The organism is Acidobacteriota bacterium (genome assembly GCA_040754075.1).
Taxonomy (GTDB): domain Bacteria; phylum Acidobacteriota; class Blastocatellia; order UBA7656; family UBA7656; genus JBFMDH01.
The window spans coordinates 23,410-41,718 of sequence record JBFMDH010000028.1 but is presented as its reverse complement, the minus strand read 5'-3'; the positions used below and the strand labels follow the sequence as shown (position 1 = coordinate 41,718).

Sequence of the window (18,309 nt, the reverse complement as noted above, 5' to 3'; positions counted from 1 at the left end):
CTCCTCCGAAATCCTTGCTCATCTTTAAGTGCAGAAATCCCTTTTGTATATAAGTGCAGCGAAGCGGTAAAAAAATACCTGTTGTTGCAAATAAAATTTCAAAGCGATTGGCGTAACCATTTCAGTTGTGCGAGTAGTAAAACGATTTATTGCGATTGAATGGGAGTCAAAGCCTCACCAGCGACCCATTAATACGAAGGGAGACCAGAAGAAAGGATGCGGCGCGCGCTTTAACATTTCACATTGCGCAAACCGCAAAGCCGCAGCGGGCGCGTTGCCTGCAAGCAATCGCCCGTAAAAAATTTTCATGAGTTCAGCGGTTGCGGCATCATCAACCGTCCATAAAGTGAGCAACAAGGTTGGCGCGCCTGCGGAAAAAAATCCGCGCGTCAAACCCAGCAATTCATCGCCCGGCGCAATCGCATTCATTCCCGTTTCACAGGCGCTCAAGGTCACCAGCCCACATTGCAGATTCAACTGATAAGCGTCGCGCGCCGTCAGATAGCCATCACTTAATTTCAAACTCGAAAACAGCGGATTATCCGAACGAAATTGCCCGTGACAAGCCAGATGCAAAACTTCCGCATCGGCAGCCTGTTCATTGAGCGCGGCAAGCGTTGCCGCCTCACCCAGAAATATTTTTGCCTCTGCAAACAACGGTTCGAGCGCCACTGCTTCATCGAGCACTTGTGGCGCTTGTTCGTCGGCAACGCCAAATAATAAAGCCTTTTGAAAATTGCGTTGCGGCGCATTCAAACAATGACTCAACACATTGGCGCTTGGCGCATAACAGATTTCGCGCCTTTCAATCACATAATGCTCGCCGTCATAAAGCGCGTGAAACGGCACATAATGCAGGGCGCGATGCGGCACCACGACGAGCCGTTGCGCCACCAAATTTTCTATAAACGGTCTGAGCAAGGCATCATAAAGCGACGCCAGATAATGGCGCGCGCGAACGGCAAGTTGCGACAAGTGGTTTTGCATACGCGCCGCGCCATAACGCAATGAATTGATTTGAAAGCGCAGGCGTTCAACCATTGAGGTGATGGCGCGTTCGCTGCCTAAATTGCGCGCCAGATGAATAGCATCTCCGGTGATGATGAAAGCGAGCAATTCATCATTGATGCTGAAATACTCAATAATCGCCGTCTCGCGTTCTAATTGCCTTTGCAGTTTTGCAAGGTCGAACGGTTCAACGCGAATCAACCGATCATCGCCGCGTTGTTGGATATGGCGCATGATTTCAAGCATGCGGGTTTCGCGCTCATGAACCGTTTCATAGAGCGCGGCGATATTTTTTGCGTGCTGTTCCGGGTCGGTTTCCGGCGGGCGATTGATTTGCCGGTAAAGCCAGTTCAACTCTTCGCGTAAGGTTTCAAGTTGGACAAGCATTCCGGCTTCAAACGGGTCGCGCGCTTTGGTTTTAAGTTGCACCGCGCCGCTCAACATATCGGCAAGTGAGCGTGAACGCGAACGCTCGACATAATCAATCGCTTCAGCCAGTCGGTTTTCATCTCGCAAACACAGTTCAACGAGTTTGATATAAGGAATCAGTTTGTCGGAAACAAAAGCGGTGCGAAATTCATCGCTCGGCAACAGGGCGCGTAAATCTTCGATGAGTTCAACGGCGTGTTTAAAGGCGGCTTCGGCGTTTAAAAATTCATGATGGTTTTCTTCGAGAAAACCCAGCGAGGTGTAACAGCGTTGAGCGATTTGCGGCAACCCCTGAATTCCGGCATCGCTTAAAATCGCATTGAAAATTTCGCGGGCATCGGCTTCGCGATTTTGGGCGCGGCAGGCTTCGCCGCGCAGCCATCGCGCCAGCAAAGCGCGTTCGCGCGCGCCAACCCTGGTAAGCGGCAATTCCGCTTTCAGCGCCCTCGCCTCGCACCGAGCGAAATCGCCGCGCGCGAAATCAATTTGCGCTTCGGCGAAATTGACCATCGCCTCACCGACCAGGTTGCCTTCCAAAACGTAAAGCGCGCGCGCCTCGGCAAGGCTTGTTGCCGCCTCTTTAAACTGACCGAGCAGAAGATGGGCGCGGGCATTTGCAGCCAGGGCGTGCGCCTGTTCGGCTTGCATTCCGAGTTTCGCAAAAACCGGGATGGTTTTGCTGTAAAGCGCCTCGGCTTCGGGCGCAAGATTGAGTTCAAGGTAAGCATTCGCAAGTTCCAAATCGGCAATTGCCGATTCATGCGCGAGGCCAAGCGCGGCATATCGACGACGCGATTTTTCCAGCAAATCAAGCGATTGATGATAACGCCCCTGCAACAACGCCAGACAACCCAGGTCGCATTCAATCGCCGCTTGTGCGATGACCTGTCCGGTCGCTTCGGCGCGCGCCAGGGCTTGCCGACAAAGCGCCTCGGCATCACGAAAGCGATGTTGATTGATGAGCGTCATCGCCAGCGAGGTATCAATCAACACCAATTGATTCTGGTCATCAACCGCAGCAAAACGCGCGCGCGCCGCGCGATATAATTTTTCTGCTTCATGGTAACGGTCGCGGCGAAAATAAATATTGCCGAGATTGTGTTCGATTTTCCCTGCGGCAAGTAAATCGCCCTGCGCCACCAAAACATCACGCGCCTGCGCGCCGCATTCGAGCGCCTCGTCATAACGCCCAAGCATCGCCAAAGCTCTCAGTTTACTGATGGAGGTTAGCGCCGCATCATGGGGTTTATGCATTTCCAGAAAACGCTGTTCGGCGGCATTGAGTTGCGCGAGCGCCGGTTCGATTTGTCCGTCGATTTCAAGCGCGGCAATCCCGGCAATCCAGTTGGCGAGCGCCGTGATTTCAGGATTTTTCGTGAAGGTGGCAAGCCCCGTGAGCGCATCTGATGCGCGCCGCGCAGATGCCGGGTCAGCAATCCTTGTGTCATAAAACAAGGATTTGAGCACGTAGGCAAGGTCAAGGTTAAGCGATGATTGATACTTGGCGAGCAGTTCGATTTGCTCTGCCGGGTCAGCCGCAATGAGCCTGGCGGCTAACTCATCTGCTGTCATATTAAGCCCCTAAGTTTAAATCAGAAACCTCTATTTCAATGTGATTCAAACTGAGAGTCAAGGCGTAGTTGCCAGCGGGAACCGGCGGCAACGTGAATTCACATAATTCATTGAGCGCGGTCTGTTTCGTCAGATTCGGGTTTTTAATGGCGATTTCACCGCCATCGCAATCGCCGAGGACTTGCCCGGAAACCATCCAGCCTTCATCTGCGCGAGTGATTTGCAATTGCAATTCGTGGTCGCCTGCCGAAAAGAGCATCTGGCGTTCCGCAGCCGCGCCTGAACGAACACCGAATGCCGGCATCATCTGTTGACTATCGAATTTTAATAACCCAACAAGGCGTTTCAATAAAGGAATACTTTGTCTGGCGCGTGGCTTGAACAAATCGACGACCTTGGCGACGGCATAACGCGGCGCGTCTTCCAGTTCATTTGCCTGCATCAGCGAAACTGCTCTTTCGAGTTTCGCGTGTTGCGCTGCACAGTCGGGGCAGGCGGCAAGGTGTGTGAGAACGGACGACGTTTCGTCTGCCGGAAGACGGTGGTCAATGAGGTCGGCAATTTTTGAAAATTCGATGTGCGGCTTTTGGCTCATGCTTTCAGCTCTCCATTTAAAGGCTTCTCTCAATCGGACAGTGCGCTGAGGTATGTAAAAAATACCTACTCGAAAATTAATTTAAACAAATCCCTGTCCCTGCAAAACCGTCAGCAGTTTTTGCAAACACCGTGCCCGGGTCGGGCCAATACTGCCAGAGGGAATGCCCAGCGCGGCGGTGATTTCCGCATAAGTCGGCGGCTCGCTCGTATAAAAGAGCATTTTCAATAAGCGGTGACAGCGTTCATCGAGAGTCTCGACGGCATTGCGAACCTGATTTTGCGCTTCCAGCCTGAGCAAGACTTCATCGGCGAGCGGCGCATTATCGGGCAAATCCAACGCTTCACTGCCATCAACTTCGTCGCGCAGAGTTTCGGTTTGCAGATTTTTTTGTTTGAAGATGAAGCGCCAGGTTTCGCGTTTCGCGGTGGTCACAAGCCAGGCTTGAATGCGGTCGGGTTGTTCGATGGTGTCGAGCTTTTCAATGAAACTGGCAAAGACGTTTTGAAAAATTTCGGTGGCGGTATCTTCATCAAGACCGGCGCGACGCGGAATGCTGTAAATCAATCGCTGGTAACGCAAAATCAATTTTTCCCATGCCGATTCGTCGCCATTTCTGCAAGCCTTCACCAATTCCGCATCGCTTTGTTCCATTCGTTATCTCGCGCTCAAGTGTTCGTTACAAGATAAGATTTACGAAGGTTTTTGTCTAGCAATTGATTAACGTGTAATATTTTGCAGCGTTACCGAAACCCGAAGAAGAGGAAAGATGATAAAAAAGAATTTGTCTCTGCTGTCGCGCAGAAGCTTTATAAAAAATGCCGCTGGGGTTGCCGCGCTTGCCCCTTTGGGACTGACCAAACCGATTAAGCGCCGAAAACCCGACTTCCCTTTTGTTGATGGGTTATGTCTGGCGATTCCTTCAACCCCTGACGAAGATTTTGCGGCATCAGGGCTTTCGGCATTAATTGCCGACGTATCACAAGCCACGCAACTGAAAACCACTGACGGCAGCATTCGTTACTGGCGCACCTTTGAAGCCTGCTCCAGTTCTATAGTGCAGGCGCGACAATTGTTACGAACAAAAAAACGCGCCTTTTTGGCAACTCGCGGCAGTGACATCAAAGAAGCGTTTCGGCAAGGTAAAACGGCGGTCTTTTTGCAATTTCAAGGTTGCGAACCGCTCGGCGAAGACCCTTCGCGCATTGATTTATTTTATGAACTCGGACTGAGAATTCTGCAAATCACCCATCACAACAACAACCCGTTTGGCGGCGGTTGCATTGAAAAAAACTGGATGGGACTGACGAAACTCGGCTTTGAAGCGGTCGAACGCATGAATGCGATTGGCATCATTGCCGATTTGTCACACGTTGCCGACCCGACTTCGCTTGATGTGTTGCGCGCCAGTCGCAAGCCGGTAATCCTTTCGCATGGCGCGTGTCGGGCGATTGTCAACAATGCGCGTTGCGCCTCGGATGAAGTGATTCGCGGCATTGCCCGAACCGGCGGCGCGATGGGCATTTTCATGATGAGTTTCTGGCTCACCAATAATTCAGCGCCCAACCTTGACGCATTGATTAAACAATTGCGTCATATCATCAAAATCGGCGGCATTGATACCGCAGCGATTGCTAATGATTATCCGCTGTCTGGCGAACCCAATTTAGTCAAACTCAAAAACAACAATACCGAAGGCGTCAAAGATTATCTCGACTGGTGGCGGTCGGTCGGCAAGCAAGGTGTACTGGGATTTGATAAAGACCCGCAACACGTCGTCATTCCCGAACTCAACAACATTAATCGCATGTTTACGATTCACGCGGCATTAGAAAAAAGCGGCTTTAAGCTGACGGAGATTGAAAAAATCATGGGCGGCAACTGGCTTCGCGTTTTAACCGAGTCGCTTGGCTGAGCGCGAATGGCTTCTCATTAAAATTGATTTCTGGCAGTATTGAACCGCATAACATCGGGAGTCAATCTGATGAGCCAAGAAGAGTTTTTGCGAGAATTCAATGCGCTACCACCTGAAGACAAGCGTCTGGTTGCCGACTTTATTGCATTTTTACAGAGTCGTTATAAAAAACCGAAGCCGAAAAAAAAATCAAAAAGGTCAGACATCAAAAAAGAAGCCTTTATTGGTATGTGGCATGACCGCGACGATATGAAAGACAGCAGCACCTGGGTTCGCAATTTGCGTGAGCGCGAATGGAAAGATTGAATGGCTGATTTCACGATTACCGATACGGATATTTTGATTGACGCAGGTCGCGGTGTAAGTGATGCCATTATTTGTTTGAACCACATTGAGCAAAAGTCTTATTTGGCAGCAAGCATCATCACCCAAATGGAATTGCTGGTTGGCTGTCGCAACAAAACAGAGGTCAAAGAGCTTGAACGCTTCCTGTCCAGATTTAAAATAATCAACATTACCGAAGAAATTTCAGAAAATGCTGTTGGTTTGTTGAAACAATATCGATTGAGTCATGGTTTGTTGATACCCGATGCGATGATTGCTGCTACTGCTTTGCAACATAACGCCGAATTCATTACCAAAAATCAAAGAGATTTCCGATTCATCAAAGGGCTGAAAATACTTGCCTATCCATAACTCGTTTGTTGAAAAAATCATGGGCGGCAACTGGATTCGCGTTTTGACCGAGTCGCTTGGCTAGAACTTAACCGATAATCACGCTAGGATTAGCAGCTATGGAACAAGGACTACTCGCCATTGTTTTACACGCGCATTTGCCGTTTGTGCGTCACCCGGAATATCCCGAATTTCTCGAAGAAGAATGGCTCTTTGAAGCGATCAGCGAAACTTACCTGCCGTTACTTTTCGTCTTTGAGAACATCGTCAACGAAAATATTCCTTTGCGCGTCACCATCGGGCTGACGCCGCCGCTTTGCGAAATGCTTGCCGACCCGCATCTGCAAGAACGTTACCTGCGTCACGTCAACAAACTCGTCGAGCTTTGCGAAAAAGAGGTCAGCCGCACCAAAAATCATCCGGCGATGAATGAGACCGCCGAGATGTATTTGAACCATTTCACCGCTTCACGCGATTTGTTTGAAGGCAAATATCAACGCAACCTGTTAAACGGTTTTCGCGCCCTTCAGGATGCCGGGGCGCTTGACATCATGACGTGCGGCGCTACCCACGGGTTTTTGCCGCTCATGACGCGCAACGAAGTGCGCCGCGCGCAGATTCAGGTTGCCAAGCGCAATTACGAAAAACATTTCGGGCGCTCACCTCTTGGCATCTGGCTGCCGGAATGCGCTTTTGCGCCGGAGGTTGACAGTTTGCTCGCCGAAGCCGGCATTCGTTATTTCTTCGTCGATTCGCACGCCATTCTATTCGGTTCGCCGCAACCGCGACGCGGCATCTATGCGCCGGTCATCACGCCCGCAGGCATAGCGGCTTTTGCCCGCGACGTGCAGACCAGCGAACAGGTCTGGAGCGCCGACATCGGTTATCCGGGCGACCCCGATTATCGCGAGTTCTATCGCGACCTCGGATTTGATGGCGATTATGAATACGTCAAACCTTACCTGCACGAAGACGGCGTGCGGCGCAATTTAGGAATCAAGTATCATCGCGTCACCGGCAAAGTTGATCTCGGACTCAAAGAGCATTACGTGCCGTCGTGGGCTACGAATAAAGCGGCGCAACACGCCGGGCATTTTATGTTTCATCGGCAGGCGCAGGTTCGCAGTCTGCGTTCGTGGATGGGGCGAAAGCCAATGGTGGTTTCGCCCTATGATGCGGAACTATTCGGGCATTGGTGGTTTGAAGGACCGCAATTTTTAAATTACTTGATTCGCAAAATTCATTACGACCAATCGGATATAAAACTCGCAACGCCGATGGATTATTTGAACGAATACACCGAAAATCAACATCAAGATTTGAGTCCTTCATCGTGGGGCGCAGAAGGTTACTATCGCGTCTGGATTAACAACGACACCGACTGGATGTATATGCACCAGCACGTTGCCGAAGACCGCATGGTTGAACTCGTCGAAAAGCACCCGCAGGCTGAAGGCTTGATGTTGCGCGCCTTGAATCAAGCGGCGCGCGAACTGTTGCTGGCGGAATCATCGGACTGGGCATTTATTATTACCACTGCGACTTCGGTGCAGTATGCGATTAAGCGATTCCGCGACCACATTCATCGCTTCACGAAACTCTACGAGATGATTCAAAAGCAGGAGATTGATGAAGCGTGGCTCGCGGAGGTCGAATCGCGCGACACGATTTTTCAGGAGATTGATTATCGCGTTTATGCAGGCAGGTAAAGAAAAAGTTTAGCGTCCCGACTGGGAAAGAAATTTTTGTATTGATCCTTCCACAAATTTGCTTTGCTGAATTTGGTCAGCCTAAAAAATCTTCACCGCCAACGCCTGTTCACCGCAGAGTACACCGAGGCAGCGCCGAAAGCGACTTGAACGCCTGAAACAAACTCAGGATCTGAGTGTGCAAAAATAAAAGCGGATTGCGAAGTTTAATCCGCAATCCGCAATTTGCAATCCGCAATTGAAGAAAGGTTATTTTTTCTTCGTGGCTTTCCATTTGCCCTTCATTTGACCCGCGAAATCATATTCGCCGTCAATCTTGTCGCCGACGACAACCCCTGTCAAAACGATGGCACCTTGCGGGCTATCGAGTGTAAAGCTGATTTTGTTGCCTTCGACTTTACCGTTGCTGAGTGGCACGCTACCCTGGTCGGAGGTGCTTTCACCCTTGAGCGCCGCGCCGTCCTGTGTAAGTTTGAGGGTAAACGGCATGGCTTGTCCCATGACATCGGCTTCACCAGCCCAATCGCCTGAAAGTGCCGGTGCTCCGCCCGCTGTTGGCGCGGCTGGCGCTGCCGGGGTGCCTGCGCCTTCCGTCTTGGCTTCCAAAGAGCCGCCGACGCCGCCCAAATCCCATTTGCCAGTGACCACGCCGTCTTTGATCATGCCTTCAACTTTGCCTTCCGTTCCGCCTGCATCAAACGTCATGGTGAACTTGCCGTCATCCGCGATGGAGCCGCCGGTAATTGCCGCTGAACCTTGCGCCGTATCAATCGAGCCAGAGAGTTTACCGTTGGTGTTGACCAGATTCACTTCGATGGGGAGATCGCCCATTGCATCGCTCTTTGCCACGCCCTTGTATTTACCCGAAAATTTATTTTGTGCCATTGCCGCTGTTGCGCCAATCAACAGAGCAACGACCGCGAGAGCCACTATTCTTTTTAGCTGCATTTTTATAGTCTCCTGAAAATTGATTTGAAAAATTGAAAAACTCACACCACCCTACGCTGGATGAGTGGCAAAAGTTCAGAGCCACCATGAATTTATACAGCAGTCATGAAACATTTTGCCAACTAAAAAATTGTTACGGACAAATGTTGAAAAAAGGAGTGGCATCGGCGCAAAACAAGGGCATGACATCGCCCTGACGCACGCTTTGCCGGGCAGCGCCTCGCAACTTTACGACGAACGACAGGGCTTTCGCTTCGCCTACACGCGCATCAAGTGGCAGTTACGTCAATCTGTCGCATAGCGGCGCAATGATCAGCAATAGCGATGGGGTGACCGGATGTGGGGCAATCGAATAAAACGTCTGTAAAACGGATAGGGCGAATTTGATTGGCGTTTACCAGACGGTGTGTTTGATGACCTGCCCGCGCGCCATATAAACAATCTGTTCACAAATATTGGTCACGTAATCGGCGATGCGTTCGAGATGTTTCAAAATCGACAGCCACTCGGCACCGCGCCTGATATTTGCCGGATTGCTTTCCATAGCTTCGAGGACTTGCGCCGTAAAGCGGTCATATAACACATCGACTTCGTCATCGCGGGCAATCGTGGCGCGCGCCCGTTCGGGGTCGCCCGAGGTGAAGGCATCAAGCCCGGCAATCAACATCTCCTGCACGATTTTTGACATTCGCATCACATCGATGTTGACGTTCATCTGTGGTTCATCATTTAAAGCCAGTGTGTGTTTGGCGATGTTCACCGCGTGGTCGGCGATGCGTTCAACTACGGGAGCGGTGCGCGCCGCCGAGATGACAAAACGCAAATCGGAAGCGGCAGGTTGTTTAAGCACCAGAACATCAACACAGAGGCGGTCTATTTCCAGTTCCATCTGATCGATGGCGTCGTCTTCGCGAATGACCGCTTCGGCAAGGTCGCAGTCGCGTTCCGTTAAGGCGCGCATGGTTCGCATAATCGCCTGTTCGGCAGCGCCGCCCATCAACAGCAATTTATCGCGCAATTGATTTAAATCATGTTCGATTAGTCGTGTGTGCATAAACCTGGTTCCTGAATCATCCGAATCGACCCGTAATGTAATCTTCGGTCATCTGTTTGTCGGGTTTGGTAAACATTTTCTCTGTTGTGTTGAATTCAATCAACTCGCCAAGCCAGAAAAACGCCGTCAAATCCGATATGCGACCCGCCTGTTGCATATTGTGGGTGACAATAACAATCGTATACTTCTCTTTCAACTCGGCAATCAACTCTTCGATTTTCTGCGTCGCAATCGGGTCAAGCGCAGAGGTCGGTTCGTCCATCAACAAGACTTCCGGTTCGACGGCAAGCGCCCGCGCGATACATAAACGTTGTTGTTGCCCGCCCGACAATCCATAAGCCGATTCATGCATGCGGTCTTTGACTTCATCAAGCAAGGCAGCAGCCTGAAGACTCGCTTCGACGCGCTCTTTGAGTTCGGCTTTCGAGCCCGTCAAGCGATTGATGCGCAGTCCATAAGCGACGTTATCGAAAATCGAACGCGGAAACGGATTGGCTTTTTGAAAGACCATGCCGACACGGCGTCTGAGTGAAACCACATCGGTTGACGGCGCATAAATATTTTCCCCGTCGATTTCTACAAGACCTTCAACCCGCGTGCCGGGTATGACATCGTTCATACGATTGAGCGTGCGAATCAACGTCGATTTGCCGCACCCCGACGGGCCGATGAAAGCGGTCACCTGATTTTCAGGCATGGCAAAGGTGATATTTTTGAGCGCGCGCGTTCGTCCGTAATAAAAATTCAAATTCTGAATTTTAATCACCGTTTTCTCGCGCATCGCCGTGTCTTTGACCTGCTCCGGTTCCGCAACCACCTGTTCCGATTTTACAGTTTGCGGAACGACGCTTTGAGACGCCGGGTTGCGACTTTGCAGATGGTCATTCATTCGTTGTGCATTTACAGATTCACTCATAATCAATTTCTCAATCACGAATTTTTCGCGCCGCTTTCACGCAAAATCACTGGTGGCGATTTCTGGTGAGCAGCCGAACCGTGACATTAATCGCAAAAATCATGCCGACCAGCACCAGCGTCGCTGCCCAAGCCATCGCGTGCCATTGCTCATAAGGCGAACCGGCATAGTAATAAATTTGATAGGTGAGCGAGGCGATGGGCTGATAAAGGTCCAGGCTCATGCCATTGTAACTGAGCGCGGTAAACAGTAGCGGCGCGGTTTCACCGGCGATGCGGGCGATAGCAAGCATTGCGCCGGTGGCAACGCCTGCGGCAGCGGCGCGCAACACCACGCCAAGGCTCATGCGCCAGACCGGCGCACCAAGCGCCAGCGCCGCTTCACGCAAATTTTGCGGCACCAGACGAATCATCTCTTCGGTGGTGCGCGCGACAATCGGCATCATGATAATCGACAGCGCCACGCCGCCCGAAAGCGCCGAAAAATGCCCCATCGGTTTGACGATAATTGTCCAGGCGACAACCCCGACGACGATTGACGGCACGCCCGTAAGCGTATCAATCAGAAATCTGAGCACCGTGCCAAAACGATTGGAACTGAATTCGGCTAAATACATGCCACCGAGTATGCCGATGGGAAGCCCTATACCTGACGCCACCGCAATCAAAATCAATGTACCGACGATGGCATTGGCAATGCCGCTTCCCGCTTCACCGACAGGTTTGGGCGTGTTGATGAGAAAGCCGAGATTCAACTCGCTTACGCCTTTGATTGCCAGATAGCCGAGAATCACCACCAGTACCCCGATGACCAGAACCGCCGAACCGCTGGTGAGCACAGTCATCACACGGCTCAACATTTTGCGTCGCCATAGGCTATCCATGCGCTGCACCTCCTTGCCGCCGGGTTGCCGCGTAAACCAGCAAACGGGCGCTGGCATTAATCAGAAAGGTGATGATGAAAAGGATGAGTCCTAATTCAACTAAGGCGTGGCGGTAGATTTCCGAAGTCGCTTCGGTGAATTCATTGGCAATCGCCGAAGCGATAGTAAACGACGGATCAAACAATGATGCTGAAATTTTCGGGCGATTGCCGATGACCATAGTTACCGCCATAGTTTCGCCGACCGCGCGACCCAGTCCGAGAATCACCGCGCCGGTGATTCCCGATTTGGCATTTTGCAAAATCATCTGGGTCGCTTCCCATTTCGTCGCGCCCAATGCAAAACTGGCTTCGCGTTGCGTATTGGGCACAGCCCGCATCACGTCCGTGGTGACGGCGGTGATGATCGGCACAATCATAATCGAAAGAATGATGCCGGCAGTCAAAAGTCCGAGTCCGTTGATATTGCCTTGAAAAATCGGCAGAAACCCCAGCGTTGATTGAATCAGCGGATAGATGTTATCGCGCAGCAGCGGCGCGAGCACAAAGATTGCCCACAGTCCGTAAACCACCGAAGGGATTGCTGCGAGGAGTTGAACGACGAAGGAGATGGGTTGCGCAAGTTTCACTGGCGCGTGTTCGACAAGAAAAATCGCCACGCCAAGGCTTATCGGCACGGCAATCAACAACGCCAGTATTGAAGAAATCACGGTGCCGTAAATGAACGGCAGTGCGCCGAACTGTTCACGCACAGGGTCCCACACCGTTTCGGTTAAGAACGTGAAACCGAATTTTTCAAAGGTCAACTGCGAGTTGCGCACCATCTCGTAGATAATCAAAACCACGAGTCCGGCAATCGCCAGCGCAAACAGCATGGTCGTTTGTTTGAAAAGCCAATCGGCAGGGCGCATCGAACCCATAAACCTGCTGAGAAGCGTTGGGTTTTGGGGCTTGGAAGACAGCAGTTCACTTGATGTATTGGTGGCTTTCATCGCTTTTCAACAAAGCGAAAGCGCCTGAATCTTGTTCGACGCTTTCGCTTTTTGATTAACTGGCGCGCAACGGTTTGCCCTGATAAGCAATTGAACCAATTTTCGCTTCGGTTTTCTTGACGACTTCCGCTGGCAGCGGCGCATAGAGCAGATCACGCGCCATCTGTTGCCCATCATGAATCGCCCACCACAGGAAATCCACCAGGGCTTTGCCTTTGGTCTGGTCTACCTGCTCTTTGTAAACCAGCAGGTAGGTGTACGAAGCAATCGGATACGCGCCAGCGCCCGGCGCGTTGGTAATCGACACGCGCAAATCATCGGGCATGGCGGTCGCTGCACCGGCGGCGGCTTCGGTAATCGAATCAAGCACCGGGCGCACAAATTCGCCCGCCGCATTTTTCACTTGCGCCACCGGCAATTTATTTTGCTCGGCATATTGCAACTCAACATAACCAATCGCACTGGGCGTTTGTTTAACCTGCCCGGTAACGCCTTCGTTGCCTTTTGCGCCAACGCCTGTGGGCCAACTCACAGAAGTTCCCGCGCCGACTGCCTGTTTCCATTCGGGACTGACTTTCGCGAGGTAATCGGTGAATACGAAACTGGTGCCACTGCCGTCCGAACGATGCACGACGGTAATCTCTTTGTCGGGCAATGCAACATCGGCGTTGGCTGAGGCAATCGCCGGGTCGTTCCATTTTTTCACCTTGCCGAGAAAGATACCGGCGATGGCTTCGGGCGTGAGTTTGAGTTCGGCTTTTACATCCGGCAGGTTGTACGTCAGGACAACTGCGCCAAGCACCGTCGGAATATGCAGCACGCCATTATTGACCTTCTGTAAATCTTCATCTTTCATCGGCGCGTCCGAGCCACCGAAATCAATGGTCTTTTCGGAAATCTGTTTAATGCCTCCGCCTGAACCGATGGATTGGTAATCGAATTTCACGTTTGCATGGGCTTTGTTGTATTCGCTGAACCATTTTTGATAAAGCGGATTGGGAAAGGTTGCGCCCGCGCCTTGAACTCGGACGTCGCCGCCACCATTCGATGAACGACTGCAACCGATGAAGGTCATTAACATTAAGATGGTGAGTGTAAAAACGGCTCGTGCTGCTGGTTTACGATTGCTCATGATGATTGGAATCCTCTCATTCGGTGTAGGTAATTTCTGCAAGTCGGTAGTATAGGCGGCGTGTGTTACAACAATGTAACATAGATATTAAATCTCTCTTAAACGACCTCTGTGGTGATGGATTCGCCTTACGACAATGTTAAATTGGACTTCTTTATTAAAGGTTATTTAAAGGTTTGTAAATTTATTGCAAACCAGCTACGTCGTTCGACAACTTTCACTGCTCGGACAAAAACGCGATATAGCAAATCGTTAAGTGTTCAACATCAGGTCATGCATTTCGATTTAGAGGGGATACAAATAATGAGAAAAATCATCAGAGCGGTTTGGTGTTCCGCTATGGCTTTCACTTTTTTGGTCTGCGTGAATACGAGCCAGGTACTGGCACAATCACAAGCGGCAGACCACGATAAAGCTCAACCTACAAGCAATCGTTCGACAAGTTCGACAAGCAGCGCGAATCCGAAAGATACGGCGTCCGATCTGGAGTCAATAGAAGGGCGATTGAAGGCGCTCGAACAAGTCATCGAACGCCAGCAACGCGAGATTCAAACCCTGCGCGACTTGCTCGAAAGTCGTAACCAAGAGGCAGCCAGTCACAACGCAAATGTGGCTGCTGCTACAACCCATCAACCGGCAGCACCGGTCGCAATTTCAACTGCCGGTCAACCGACAACCAACGTTGCGACGAACCATCCACCAAATATTTCGACAACTGCCGCCACCCAAAGCGAGGCGACACAAAAAAAGGTGGACGAGTTGTATAAAAAATTCGGGGCGATTCGCTTCAGCGGCGACCTCCGTTTTCGCACAGAGACTTTCGCCAATCAGGGTTTTGATAATTTAGTTGAATCGCCCGACCGCATACGCCACCGCATTCGTGCGCGCCTGGCGCTTGACGGCAGCCTCAATCCACATTTCGACTGGGGCTTGCGGCTCGCAAGCGGCACCTTCACAGACCCGATCAGCACCAACCAGACGCTCACCGATTTTTTCGAGCGTAAACCGTTCGCGCTCGAACGCGCTTTTGTGCGATACGACTCGAAAAGCGACAGCGTCGGCGTGCAACTCATCGGCGGCAAATTTGAACCGACATTTCGCCGCACCCAGATGGTCTGGGATGATGATGTCAATGTCGAAGGACTTTCCGAAGCCCTCTATTTCAAAACCAAAACCGCTTTAAATCAGGTGAAACTCGTAGCTTTTCAACTGCCTTTCAACGAAGTGGCAAATGGCAGAGATGGCTTTCTTTATGGCGGACAATTGCAGACCGATTGGAAATGGTCATCCAAAGTTTCTGCGAATTTCAATCTGGCTTACTTTGATTGGAACCGCGCCGATCAGGTGTTACTGGCGCTTGGCGCTTCGGCTACGCAAGTCAACGGCGGCATCAGTAACGGCTCTGGCGTAGCGGGCGGACAGAATGGTTCACTGGGTACAACCAATCGCATTCTCAGAAACGCAGGCGGCAGCCCTGTTGGATTTCTGGCGAATTTTCATCTGCTTGATGTTCTTGGCAACGTGACCTGGCAAGCGAGTTCTCGATTCCCTGTGACCTTTACGTTCGATTATGTTCGCAATATGACGAGCCGCATCAATGATGAAAGAAACGGCTACTGGACAGGCGCGCAAGTCGGGCAGGCAAGAGAACGTGGCGATTGGCTGTTTGGTTATTATTTCACGCGCATCGAGCAGGATGCGGTTTTGGTGCCGTTTAACTTCAGCGACATTCTCGCCTCGAACAGCCGCGCCCATATGCCGACCGTAAGCTATCAACTGAGCAACGGCGTCACCCTGCAATGGACGGGACTATTTTCTGGGCGGGTGAACCGCGTCGTTCAACTGTCGCCATTTAATCGTTATCTCAACCGCATGCAGTTTGATGTGATTTACAAATTTTAAGCTGGCAAGTGGCACTGCCTGTTTGAATATCCTGACCGCCGTATCAGCTAGGCTTACTTATAAAACCAACCGCTCACTAAGCAAAAGGAATCGTTTATTTTCGGATTGAGCGGATAAGGCGAATTGAACGGAGAATACTACAAATAAAATCCGTTCAAATCGCCTTATCCGAAAATAAATTTTTCATCATCAATGAGAGCGACTTCCCTCAGTGAAAATCATCCGGCATGGAAAAAACGCCATCTACTCTTGCAGATGATTTTGTGATGCAACCGTTATAAATTCTGCAAGATGAAATCGGTCATCATCGACCGCATATGTTTGACGAGCAGTGGGTCAGCGATGCCGTGCCGCGATTTCGGATAGAGCATCAATTGAAACGGCAGTCCGGCTTTCTGCAATTCGTAAGCCAGTTGAATGGTGTTTTGCATATGCACATTGTCATCAATCATGCCGTGCACCAAAAGCAGTTTGCCGCTTAAATTCTTAGCCGCCGCAATCACCGAACTCTTCCGATAGCCTTCGGGGTTCATCTGCGGCGTGCCCATATAACGCTCCGTATAAATCGTGTCATAGAGTCGCCAATCCGTAACACTGCCACCGGCAATGCCAATTTTGAAACTCTTGCTGTGCGTCAGGGCATACGAAGTCATAAAACCGCCGAAACTCCAGCCCGAAAGCCCGATGCGCGACGAATCAATGAAAGACAGGGTTTTTAAATAACTCACGCCGTCTTCCAAATCGCGGAGTTCCAGTTCGCCAAAATTTTTATAGACCGACCACGTCGATTCCGCGCCTTTGCCACTTGCCGTGCGATTGTCGCAGACCCAGATGATATAGCCTTTTTGCGCGAGCATCTGATACCACATCAAAGTTGTACCTTGCCACACATTACGCACCTGCGGCGCGTGCGGCCCGCTGTAGGTAAAACTCATTACCGGATATTTTTTCGAGGCGTCGAAATCCACAGGCTTAATCATCATCGCTTCCATCACGAAACCGTCGCGGGTTTTCATTTGCAAGAGTTCCGGCTTGCTCAGTTTGTATTGCTTGAGCACTTCGACTTTATTTTCATCAATGACACGGGCAAGCGCGCCATCGGCTTTGATGAGTCGCACCTGCATAGGCGTATGGAGGTCGCTCCAGTTGTCTATGAAAAGTGTTTTTTGCGGATTGAAATTCGCCGCATGGGTGCCCTCGCTTTGTGTGAGTCTTGTGAGTTCAGTGCCATTGAGTTTTACGCGATAGACCTGATAGCCGAGGTAGCTGTCTTTGGTGCCGGTGAAATAAATGAAGCCGTTGGTTTCGTCTATGCCGTTTACGACTTCGGCTTCCCATCTGCCATCCGTGACCTGGCGAATCAAGGTGCCATCCGGTTTATAGTGATAGATGTGTTGCCAGCCGGTGCGTTCGCTGGTCAGCAGAAAGGTTCCGTCTTTTAACCAGATGGGCAACTCGACGCCTTCGACATCAACCCACGCTTTAGTGGTTTCGCGCAGTAGCGTTATAGTCGCGCCGCTTGCGGGGTCTGCATAATTCAAATCCAACCAGGTCTGTTCGCGATTCTGCACTTCATAAACCACCTTTTTGCCATCGGGCGTCCAACCAACGCGCACAATCAGCGGTTCGACCGTGTTGTATTTGAACAGATCGACCCAGCGCGTTGCGCCGCCCGCCGCATCAACCACGCCGAGTCGCGCCGTTGGATTGGCATCACCGGCTTTCGGATACGACGTATTTTCGACCGTCTGAAAATGCGGGATGTGGTCAACGATGGTGAATTCCGCGACCGGCGCGTCATTGAGTTGCAGGTAAACAATGCGCGTCGAATCGGGACTCCACCAGTAACCTTTGAAATTGCCGCGCCCATAGAGTTCTTCCTGATAAACCCAGTTCAAGCGTCCGTTAAAAATTTTGCCGCTGCCATCGTTGGTGAGTGCGCGCTCTTTTTGATTCGCGATGTCAACGATGTAGAGATTATTGCTGCGCGCAAAACTCACCATGCGACCGTCTGGACTGAACTCTTCGCCCTCTTCGGGTTCGGGGGTGTTGGTTAAACGAATGGCGCGGTCGCTGCCGAATTCATAATAGAACAGGTCATTGGCGGTGTTGATGAGCGCCGCAGTCTCTTGTTCATTCATTAAATAAGCGCGTTGATGAGCAATCTCTTTGGCATCATCGGCGCTCATTCCGGCAAGCCCCGCAAACGCTTTTTCCATTTTCGCGGCATCATAAAAAGGCTCAGCCTCGCCGGTCGCGGCATTGACTTTCAGAAGTTGCCAGGCGCGGGTTTCGGGATTTGATTTGGCTTGCAGGTAATGCGTGCCGTTATTTAACCAACGCAATCCTGTGGGCGGGGTGCCACTGAAATTAACCCGTTTGACCGGGTCGAACAGTTCATCAATGGTTAAAAGTTTATTTTGCGCCTGAGTTGCCGGAGAGAGCGCAACAACACAGAAAATTAAAGCGAAAATTATCATGGTTCGTCGCATGGAATGACTCCTTTGAAGAAAAGGTTGGACTACTGACAAAGCGCCATTTTACAGGAAACCGGCGCGCCCGCAAAAGATTGAAAGCATC

16 protein-coding genes are annotated in these 18,309 nt (G+C 51.0%); 6 read left to right on the top strand and 10 right to left on the bottom strand.

From position 1 onward, the window contains the following. Positions 1–174 precede the first annotated feature (174 nt). From AB1757_23980 to AB1757_23970, 3 genes are all read right to left on the bottom strand, one after another. Complete coding sequence (locus AB1757_23980; protein ID MEW6130116.1) at positions 175–3,009, bottom strand: CHAT domain-containing tetratricopeptide repeat protein; 2,835 nt, start codon at positions 3,007–3,009, stop codon at positions 175–177. 1 nt (position 3,010) lies between these two features. Continuing rightward, positions 3,011–3,604: a zf-HC2 domain-containing protein gene (locus AB1757_23975; GenBank protein ID MEW6130115.1), complete on the bottom strand. Its 594-nt coding sequence runs from the start codon at positions 3,602–3,604 to the stop codon at positions 3,011–3,013. An 81-nt stretch (positions 3,605–3,685) separates the two neighbouring features. Next, the gene (locus tag AB1757_23970) at positions 3,686–4,258 is read right to left on the bottom strand and encodes a sigma-70 family RNA polymerase sigma factor (protein ID MEW6130114.1); all 573 of its coding nucleotides are present in this window, start codon (positions 4,256–4,258) and stop codon (positions 3,686–3,688) included. Positions 4,259–4,373: 115 nt separating this feature from the next. On the opposite strand from AB1757_23970, the gene AB1757_23965 reads away from it, so the two are divergent. From AB1757_23965 to AB1757_23950, 4 genes are all read left to right on the top strand, one after another. Continuing rightward, complete coding sequence (locus AB1757_23965) at positions 4,374–5,519, top strand: membrane dipeptidase (protein MEW6130113.1); 1,146 nt, start codon at positions 4,374–4,376, stop codon at positions 5,517–5,519. Between the two features lie 69 nt (positions 5,520–5,588). After that, positions 5,589–5,825 (top strand): DUF2281 domain-containing protein, encoded by a 237-nt coding sequence (locus AB1757_23960; GenBank protein ID MEW6130112.1) that lies wholly within the window; start codon positions 5,589–5,591, stop codon positions 5,823–5,825. Further along, positions 5,826–6,215, top strand: a complete 390-nt coding sequence (locus tag AB1757_23955) for a type II toxin-antitoxin system VapC family toxin (protein ID MEW6130111.1) — start codon at positions 5,826–5,828, stop codon at positions 6,213–6,215. It begins immediately after the preceding gene. Positions 6,216–6,313: 98 nt separating this feature from the next. After that, the gene (locus AB1757_23950) at positions 6,314–7,903 is read left to right on the top strand and encodes a 1,4-alpha-glucan branching protein domain-containing protein (protein MEW6130110.1); all 1,590 of its coding nucleotides are present in this window, start codon (positions 6,314–6,316) and stop codon (positions 7,901–7,903) included. A gap of 249 nt (positions 7,904–8,152) precedes the next feature. Here the strand turns inward: AB1757_23950 and AB1757_23945 are convergent, their stop codons facing one another. After that, the gene (locus AB1757_23945) at positions 8,153–8,851 is read right to left on the bottom strand and encodes a hypothetical protein (protein MEW6130109.1); all 699 of its coding nucleotides are present in this window, start codon (positions 8,849–8,851) and stop codon (positions 8,153–8,155) included. A gap of 115 nt (positions 8,852–8,966) precedes the next feature. On the opposite strand from AB1757_23945, the gene AB1757_23940 reads away from it, so the two are divergent. Further along, entirely contained in the window at positions 8,967–9,152 is a 186-nt protein-coding gene (locus AB1757_23940) for a hypothetical protein (GenBank protein ID MEW6130108.1), read from the top strand. A gap of 93 nt (positions 9,153–9,245) precedes the next feature. Here the strand turns inward: AB1757_23940 and phoU are convergent, their stop codons facing one another. From phoU to pstS, 5 genes are all read right to left on the bottom strand, one after another. Then, entirely contained in the window at positions 9,246–9,905 is a 660-nt protein-coding gene (gene phoU, locus AB1757_23935) for a phosphate signaling complex protein PhoU (protein MEW6130107.1), read from the bottom strand. A 16-nt stretch (positions 9,906–9,921) separates the two neighbouring features. Continuing rightward, on the bottom strand, positions 9,922–10,686 hold the full coding sequence (pstB, locus tag AB1757_23930) for a phosphate ABC transporter ATP-binding protein PstB (protein ID MEW6130106.1): 765 nt from the start codon (positions 10,684–10,686) through the stop codon (positions 9,922–9,924). A gap of 181 nt (positions 10,687–10,867) precedes the next feature. After that, a complete protein-coding gene (gene pstA, locus AB1757_23925; protein MEW6130105.1) occupies positions 10,868–11,704 on the bottom strand; it encodes a phosphate ABC transporter permease PstA in 837 nt (278 codons plus the stop codon). Further along, positions 11,697–12,695, bottom strand: a complete 999-nt coding sequence (gene pstC, locus AB1757_23920) for a phosphate ABC transporter permease subunit PstC (GenBank protein MEW6130104.1) — start codon at positions 12,693–12,695, stop codon at positions 11,697–11,699. The genes pstA and pstC overlap by 8 nt, the downstream gene beginning before the upstream one ends. A 55-nt stretch (positions 12,696–12,750) precedes the next feature. Beyond that, a complete protein-coding gene (gene pstS, locus AB1757_23915) occupies positions 12,751–13,827 on the bottom strand; it encodes a phosphate ABC transporter substrate-binding protein PstS (protein ID MEW6130103.1) in 1,077 nt (358 codons plus the stop codon). A gap of 339 nt (positions 13,828–14,166) precedes the next feature. On the opposite strand from pstS, the gene AB1757_23910 reads away from it, so the two are divergent. Continuing rightward, on the top strand, positions 14,167–15,729 hold the full coding sequence (locus AB1757_23910) for a putative porin (GenBank protein MEW6130102.1): 1,563 nt from the start codon (positions 14,167–14,169) through the stop codon (positions 15,727–15,729). A gap of 275 nt (positions 15,730–16,004) precedes the next feature. Here the strand turns inward: AB1757_23910 and AB1757_23905 are convergent, their stop codons facing one another. After that, positions 16,005–18,221, bottom strand: coding sequence for a S9 family peptidase (locus AB1757_23905; GenBank protein ID MEW6130101.1), 2,217 nt, complete (start codon positions 18,219–18,221; stop codon positions 16,005–16,007). Positions 18,222–18,309 lie beyond the last annotated feature (88 nt).